We start from the raw sequence: 6224 nt of genomic DNA on the forward strand, positions 1-6224 counted from the left end.
TTGCGGGTGGCCCAGTGCCGAGCGTGTGTACCCGGTTTCGTCGCACGGCGCGGTGGACTACGTGCGGTGCGTGTGCGGGGTGTGGTTGGTGGTGGAGGCGGGTCGGGTGGTGGCGACGGCGGGCCGGCCACGATCGGCTAGTGTCCCGTCCCCGTGACGAGCCGTCGGGACCTGCTGTGCGACTGTGCGATCTCGGTGTTGGCGGCGGAGGGCGGTCGTGGTCTGACGCACCGCGCGGTGGACCGGGCGGCGGGCGTGCCGGAGGGCACGACGAAGAACTACTTCCCGTCGCGGGACGCGTTGCTGGGCGCGGCGGCGGACCGGATGACGGCGTTGCACGCGGCGGCGGTGCGCCGGTTGCGGGAGACGACGCCGGACGGGATCTCGCCGGCGGAGGTGGCGGAGCTGTACCCGGCGTTGCTGCGGCGCGCGGTGGCGGACGACCCGACGCAGCTGTTGGCGATGGTGGAGCTGTACCTGGAGGCGGTGCGCCGGCCGGGGGTGCGGGCGGCGTTGGGTCGGATGGCGGTGTCGAACGCGCGGGCGGGCGCGGGCCTGCACGCGGCGGCGGGGTTGCCGAGCACGGCGCGGGACGCGGGGTTGTTGGACGCGTACTTCCTGGGTGTGGCGGTGTCGTTGCTGGCGTTGCCGGCGGAGGCGTTGCGGGCGGTGGGCCTGGACGACGCGTACGCGGTGGGGTTGGGGCTGTTCCGGGCGGCGGTGCCGGGCAGGTCAGCCGACGGGGACGAGCCGGCGCACGGCGGTGGCGACGAGTCCGGTGGCCGGGGTGGGGGCCGCGCCGCAACTGGCGGGCCGGGCGGCCGGTAGGTCGCGGGGTTCGACGGTGACGTGCCAGGCGCTGCCGTCGGCGTGGTGGACGGTGTCGCCGTGCACGGTGAGCACGTCGCGGTGTTCGCCGGTGAGGTCGCGGACGGCGAGTTCGGCGACCTGGCCGTGCGGCGCGTGGGTGGAGCGGCCCCGGCAGCGGTCGGTGACGACGTGGCCGCGGTCGGCGTGGTCGAGCAGCCGGGCGGCGAAGTCGGTGTCGAGGCGGCCGTAGGTGTAGCCGGTGGGCAGCAGCACGCCGGTGGGCGCGAAGCGGTGGCCGCCGGTGTGGGTGCACTCCCAGACGGTGTCGGGCCGGGTGGCGGCGAGGGCTTCGGCGAGGGGACGGCCGCGCAGGGCGCAGCACACGTCGCGGCGGCTGTTGGCGCACACCAGCAGCAGCGGCCCGGTGACGGGTTCGCCGAGGCCGGCGGGAACGCCTGCGGCGAGGGCGGCGAAGTCGAGGTCGAGCAGGGCGGCGGGGTCGGCGAGGTCGGTCCGTTCCAGCCACGGCCGGCCGGGGGTGGTGGCGGCGAGGTAGACGCGGCGGGGCGCGTCGTGGTGGGTGTCGGCGTGGCGTCCGGGGCGGCGGATGAGCAGGACGCGGACACCGGTGTCGGCGGCGCGGCGGGCGAGTTCGGCGCCGAGCGCGGGGTCGAGCCTGCTCTGGGTGAGGGCGTCGCGTCCCCAGGGCCCGGGTTGTTCGAGGCAGATCCAGGCGGCGGCGGTCGCGGCGGTGCCCGCCTGGGGTTCCTCGAGGTCCGCGGAGATCGCGGCGCAACGCGGCTCGGTCACGTCCTCAGGGTGCCCTGGCGCGACCGTTCGAGTGACACCGGGGTGCGGATTCACGCGTTCGGGCGGCTTGTGGTCGCTGTGCGTGGGCGGTGTTCGCGGCGGGTGGACGCCGTCCGGGCCGGTGGGGACGTAGGTTCGGGGTCATGATGATCACGGGTGAGGCGGCGGGTGTGCGGTTCGTGGCGGCGCCGCCGGCGGCGGGCGGTCGGCGGTTGGTGGTCGTGTGGCACCTGTTGGGCGAGCCGGGGACGCCGGAGGCGATGGCCGAGGCGCTGCCGTTGACGGGGGTGGACGCGTGGCGGCTGTACGCGGCGCTGCCCGCGTGGGGCGAGGGCCCCGATCCGGTGGTCGGCGGGTACGTGCCGATGGTGGCGGCGGCCGTGGCCGCGATGCCCGCGCTGGTCGCGGCGGCGCGGGAGCAGTTCGGGTGCGACGACGGCCCGGTGGACCTGGTGGGCGGTTCGGCGGGCGGGCACATCTCGTTGACGACGGCGGTGCGGCGCGTGGTGCCGGTGCGGCGGGTGGCGGTGGTGAACCCGGCCGTGCGGGTGGAGGCGGTGGTGGAGGCGTCGATCGCGATGGGCGCCCTCGACTCCTACACGTGGACGGACGCCGCACGGGCGGCGGTGGAGCCGTGGGACGTGCTCCCGCGGGCGGCCGAGCTGGACGTGCCGCTGCTGGTGGTGCGGGGCGAGCAGGAGTACCCGGCGTTCCGGCCGGTGCAGGCGGCGTTGTGCGCGGCGGCGCCGGACGCGCGACTGGTGGACGTGCCGGGGTTGGCGCACATGCTGGTGACGGCGCAGGACGTGGTGGACGTGGAGGTGACCGCGTGGCTGGCCTGATCGTGGTGACGGGCGGCAGCCGGGGCATCGGCGCGGCCGTGGTGCGGCGGGTGGCCGCCGACGGGCACCGGGTGGTGATCGGCTACCGGGCCGCCGCGGCGGAGGCGGAGGCGCTGGCGCGCGAGGTGGGCGGCGTCGCGGTGCGGGCGGAGGTGTCCGACGAGGCGGACGTCGACGCCCTGTTCGACGCCGCCGCGGCGCTGGGGCAGGTGACGGGGGTGGTGATCAACGCCGGGATCACCAGCCCGGTCGGCCCGCTGGCGGAGACGCGGACCGAGGACCTGCGCCGGGTGGTCGACGTCAACGTGGTGGGGGCGTTGCTGTGCGCGCGGCGGGCGGCGCGGGACCTGGTGGCGGGCGGGTCGATCGTGTCGGTGTCGTCGGCGGCGGCCACGACCGGGTCACCCGGCGAGTACGTGCACTACGCGGCGAGCAAGGCCGCGGTCGACGCCATGACGGTGGGGTTGGCCAAGGAGCTGGGCCCGCGGGGGATCCGGGTGAACGCGGTCGCGGCGGGCACGGTCCGCACGGCGATCCACGAGCTGTCCGGGGTGCCCGACCGGCCCGACCGGGTGGCGTCGGCGATCCCGCTGGGCCGGCCCGGCGAGCCGGCGGAGATCGCGGAGGCGGTGGCGTGGCTGTTGGGCGACGCGGCGTCGTTCACGACCGGCGCGGTGCTGCGGGTCGCCGGAGGGCTGTGAGCCCCGGGCGTGTGCCCGAGGCAGGGCGAGCGTGACGAGCGTCGGTACTACTGTCGCGGCGTGGAGGACTTCGTCCGCTCGGTCACGAGCGCGCGACCGGTGCCGTTGACGCCCGACATCGTGCTGCGCACGGCGGACGACGTGATCGCGCTGTGGGAGCGCACCGGCTCGCCGGAACCGCCGTTCTGGGCGTTCCCGTGGGCGGGCGGCCAGGCGCTGGCCCGGCACGTGCTCGACCACCCCGAACTCGTCGCGGGCCGCCGGGTGCTGGACCTGGCGTCGGGCTCCGGCCTGGTCGCGGTCGCGGCGGCCCGCGCGGGCGGCCGGGTCACGGCCAACGACATCGACCCCGTCGCGGTGGCGGCGATCGGGCTCAACGCCCGCGCCAACGACGTGACCGTGACGATCACGCCCGGCGACCTGCTCGACACCGAACCCGACACCGACGTGCTGCTGGCCGGCGACGTGTTCTACGACCGGGACATGGCCGCCCGGGTGGAGCCGTTCCTGCTCGCCGCGCACCGCCGCGGCGCCCTGGTGCTGGTCGGCGACCCGCAGCGGTCCTTCATGCCTGCGGGCTGGACGCGGGTCGACGCCTTCCCGGTGCCGGTTCCCCGGAACCTGGAAGGCGTCACGGTCAGGACGACCACCGTCTGGCGGCCCTGAATCCCTGCGGCCCGCCCGCCACCACCGCGTCCACGGGCCGGCGCACCATCAGCTGCCGACGCCCTGACGCGCGAACCGGTCCGTCGCGGCCAGCACCGCGTCCGCCATCCCCGGATCCGACAGCGCGTGCGACGCGCGCTGCACCACCACCAGCTCCGCGTCCGGCCACGACCGGGCCAGCTCCCACGCCGTCCACAACGGGCCCTGCAGGTCCAGCCGACCGTGCACCAGGATCGCCGGGATGCCGTGCAACCGCTCCACGTCCCGCAGCACCTGCCCGTCCTCCAACCAGACCTTGTGGCTGAAGTAGTGCGCGCACAGCCGCGCGAACGCCATCCGCCACGCCGGGTCCTCCATCCGCTCCCCCCGCTTGTGGTCGGGCTCCAGCGACACGATCGAGGCCTCCCAGTCCGTCCAGTCCGTCGCCGCCTTCTCCCGCACCGCCGGATCCGGGTCGTTGAGCAACGCGTGGTAGGCCGCCACCAGGTCCGTGGCGCCCTCGCCCGCGCCGTCCCGGAACCTCGACCACTGCTCCGGGAACAGCATGCCCAGCCCGTGGTAGAGCCAGTCCAGCTCGGCGTGCCGGCCCGACGTGATCGCGACCAGCACGATGTCCGTCACCCGGTGCGGGAACAACTGCGCGTACCGCAGGCCGAGCGTCGAACCCCACGACCCGCCGAACACCATCCACCGCTCGATGCCCAGGTGCTCGCGCAGCCGCTCGACGTCGGCCACCAGGTGCGCCGTCGTGTTCACCGACAGGTCCGTCGAGTACTCGCTCGCGTGCGGCCGACTGCGCCCGCTGCCACGCTGGTCCAGCAGCACGATCCGGTAGGCCTCCGGGTCGAACTGCCGCCGCATGCCGGGGGAGCAGCCCGTGCCCGGCCCGCCGTGCAGGCACACCACCGGCTTGCCCTCCGGGTTGCCGCACACCTCCCAGTACACGAGGTTGCCGTCGCCGACGTCCAACATCCCGTGCTCGTACGGCTCGATCTCCGGGTACATCCACCCCTCCTCACAGATACAACAGCGCTGTTACATTAGGGGAGTGGACCACGCACCCGCCGGCGAATACCTCGGCACCCGACTCCGCCACCTCCTCGACCTCCTCGAAGGCGACGTCGCCCGCGTCTACACCGACCTCGGCCTACCGGACTTCCGCCCCCGCTACACCCCGGTCATCCGCCTCGTCCACACCAGGGGACCGCTGTCCATCCGCGACCTCGCCGACACCATCGGCGTCACCCACTCCGCCGTCAGCCAGACCGTCAACCAGATGCGCCGCGACGGCCTCGTCGACCTCAAACCCGGCGACGACGCCCGCAGGCGCATCGTCCACCTCACCGACCACGCCCGCGCCCTCCTCCCCACCCTCGACGCCGAGTGGACCGCCACCACCGCCGCCGCCCGCGACCTCGACGCCGACCTGCCCTACCCCCTCACCGCCCTCGTCGACGCCACCCTCCGGGCACTGGGGGAGAAGCCCATGCGCGACCGCATCCACGACCGGATGTGAGAATCGCTCGCGTGATCATCCGCGCCGCCACCCCCGCCGACCACCACCGCATCGCCCACTTCACCGTCACCGACCCCGTCGCCCACATCGACGCCGACCGCTACCACCGCGACCACGCCCGCCACCAGTACCGCCCCGAGTGGACCTGGATCGCCGAACACGACGACCACATCGTCGCCCGCGCCCTCTGGTGGGGCCGCACCGACAGCACCCACCCCCTCGCCCTCGACTGCCTCCACGTCACCACCGGCACCGACGACGACCGCGCCACCCTCGCCACCCGCCTCCTCACCGCGGGCCACGACGCACTCGGCCACCGACCCCAATACGTCATCGGCCTCCCCGGAACCTGGCGCGACGACCCCGCCACCACCGCCGCCGTCACCTGGCGCACCACCGCCGCCCACCACGCCGGCCTCACCGACCACGTCGAACGACTCCAGTACCAGTGGACCCCCGACCACGGCGCCCCCACCCCGAGCGACCGCCTCACCTTCACCCCCGAACCCGACGACCACGTCATCCTCGACGTCCTGCGCCGCATCGCCGTCGACACCCTCGACCACCACACCCGCCGCGCCCTCACCACCACCGACCCCACCGACCAGGCCCGCGACACCCTCGCCTTCTACCGCGACTGCCCCGGCGAACGCGACTGGTGGCGCCTCGCCCACACCACCGACGGCACCCTCGTCGGCCTCACCATCCCCTCCGCCACCCCGAACAACCGCAACGTCGGCTACCTCGGCGTCCTCCCCGAACACCGCGGCCACGGCCACATCCACGACCTCCTCGCCCACATCACCGCCTTCCACGCCGCCGCCGGAGCCGACCGCGTCACCGCCACCACCGACCTCGCCAACGCACCCATGGCCGCCG

At 74.9% G+C, this 6224-nt stretch carries 8 protein-coding genes; 6 read left to right on the plus strand and 2 right to left on the minus strand.

Annotation, left to right across the window (positions count from 1 at the left end; all coding sequences use genetic code 11):
• Positions 1–153 precede the first annotated feature (153 nt).
• Positions 154–828 (plus strand): TetR/AcrR family transcriptional regulator, encoded by a 675-nt coding sequence (locus ADK67_RS18655; RefSeq protein ID WP_053717698.1) that lies wholly within the window; start codon positions 154–156, stop codon positions 826–828.
• On the opposite strand, the gene ADK67_RS18660 is transcribed toward ADK67_RS18655, so the two are convergent.
• Positions 733–1620: a sucrase ferredoxin gene (locus tag ADK67_RS18660; protein WP_053717699.1), complete on the minus strand. Its 888-nt coding sequence runs from the start codon at positions 1618–1620 to the stop codon at positions 733–735. The two genes, ADK67_RS18655 and ADK67_RS18660, sit on opposite strands and share 96 nt — an antisense overlap.
• Before the next feature lie 143 nt (positions 1621–1763).
• Here ADK67_RS18660 and ADK67_RS18665 point away from each other — a divergent pair, with 143 nt between their 5' ends.
• The 3 genes from ADK67_RS18665 to ADK67_RS18675 are packed head-to-tail and all read left to right on the plus strand — an operon-like array spanning position 1764 to position 3829.
• The gene (locus ADK67_RS18665) at positions 1764–2462 is read left to right on the plus strand and encodes an alpha/beta fold hydrolase (protein ID WP_053717700.1); all 699 of its coding nucleotides are present in this window, start codon (positions 1764–1766) and stop codon (positions 2460–2462) included.
• The gene (locus tag ADK67_RS18670; RefSeq protein WP_053717701.1) at positions 2450–3163 is read left to right on the plus strand and encodes an SDR family oxidoreductase; all 714 of its coding nucleotides are present in this window, start codon (positions 2450–2452) and stop codon (positions 3161–3163) included. Before ADK67_RS18665 ends, ADK67_RS18670 begins: the two co-directional genes overlap by 13 nt.
• 60 nt (positions 3164–3223) lie before the next feature.
• A complete protein-coding gene (locus tag ADK67_RS18675) occupies positions 3224–3829 on the plus strand; it encodes a class I SAM-dependent methyltransferase (protein ID WP_053717702.1) in 606 nt (201 codons plus the stop codon).
• Between the two features lie 48 nt (positions 3830–3877).
• On the opposite strand, the gene pip is transcribed toward ADK67_RS18675, so the two are convergent.
• Positions 3878–4834, minus strand: a complete 957-nt coding sequence (gene pip / locus ADK67_RS18680) for a prolyl aminopeptidase (protein WP_053717703.1) — start codon at positions 4832–4834, stop codon at positions 3878–3880.
• A 43-nt stretch (positions 4835–4877) separates the two neighbouring features.
• On the opposite strand from pip, the gene ADK67_RS18685 reads away from it, so the two are divergent.
• Positions 4878–5345 carry a MarR family winged helix-turn-helix transcriptional regulator gene (locus ADK67_RS18685; protein ID WP_157620561.1) on the plus strand — a complete coding sequence of 156 codons (468 nt, stop codon included), beginning with the start codon at positions 4878–4880 and terminating at the stop codon, positions 5343–5345.
• An 11-nt stretch (positions 5346–5356) separates the two neighbouring features.
• On the plus strand, positions 5357–6224 hold an 868-nt coding region (locus ADK67_RS18690; protein WP_053717704.1), incomplete at its 3' end, for a GNAT family N-acetyltransferase.

Origin of the sequence: Saccharothrix sp. NRRL B-16348 (assembly GCF_001280085.1) — a bacterium.
GTDB lineage: Bacteria > Actinomycetota > Actinomycetes > Mycobacteriales > Pseudonocardiaceae > Actinosynnema.

What these genes read in the sequence shown, in the direction of transcription:
- pip (WP_053717703.1), bottom strand. Translation starts at nt 4,834, where the DNA reads ATGTACCCGGAGATCGAGCCGTACGAGCACGGGATGTTGGACGTCGGC.
- ADK67_RS18665 (WP_053717700.1), top strand. Translation starts at nt 1,764, where the DNA reads ATGATGATCACGGGTGAGGCGGCGGGTGTGCGGTTCGTGGCGGCGCCG.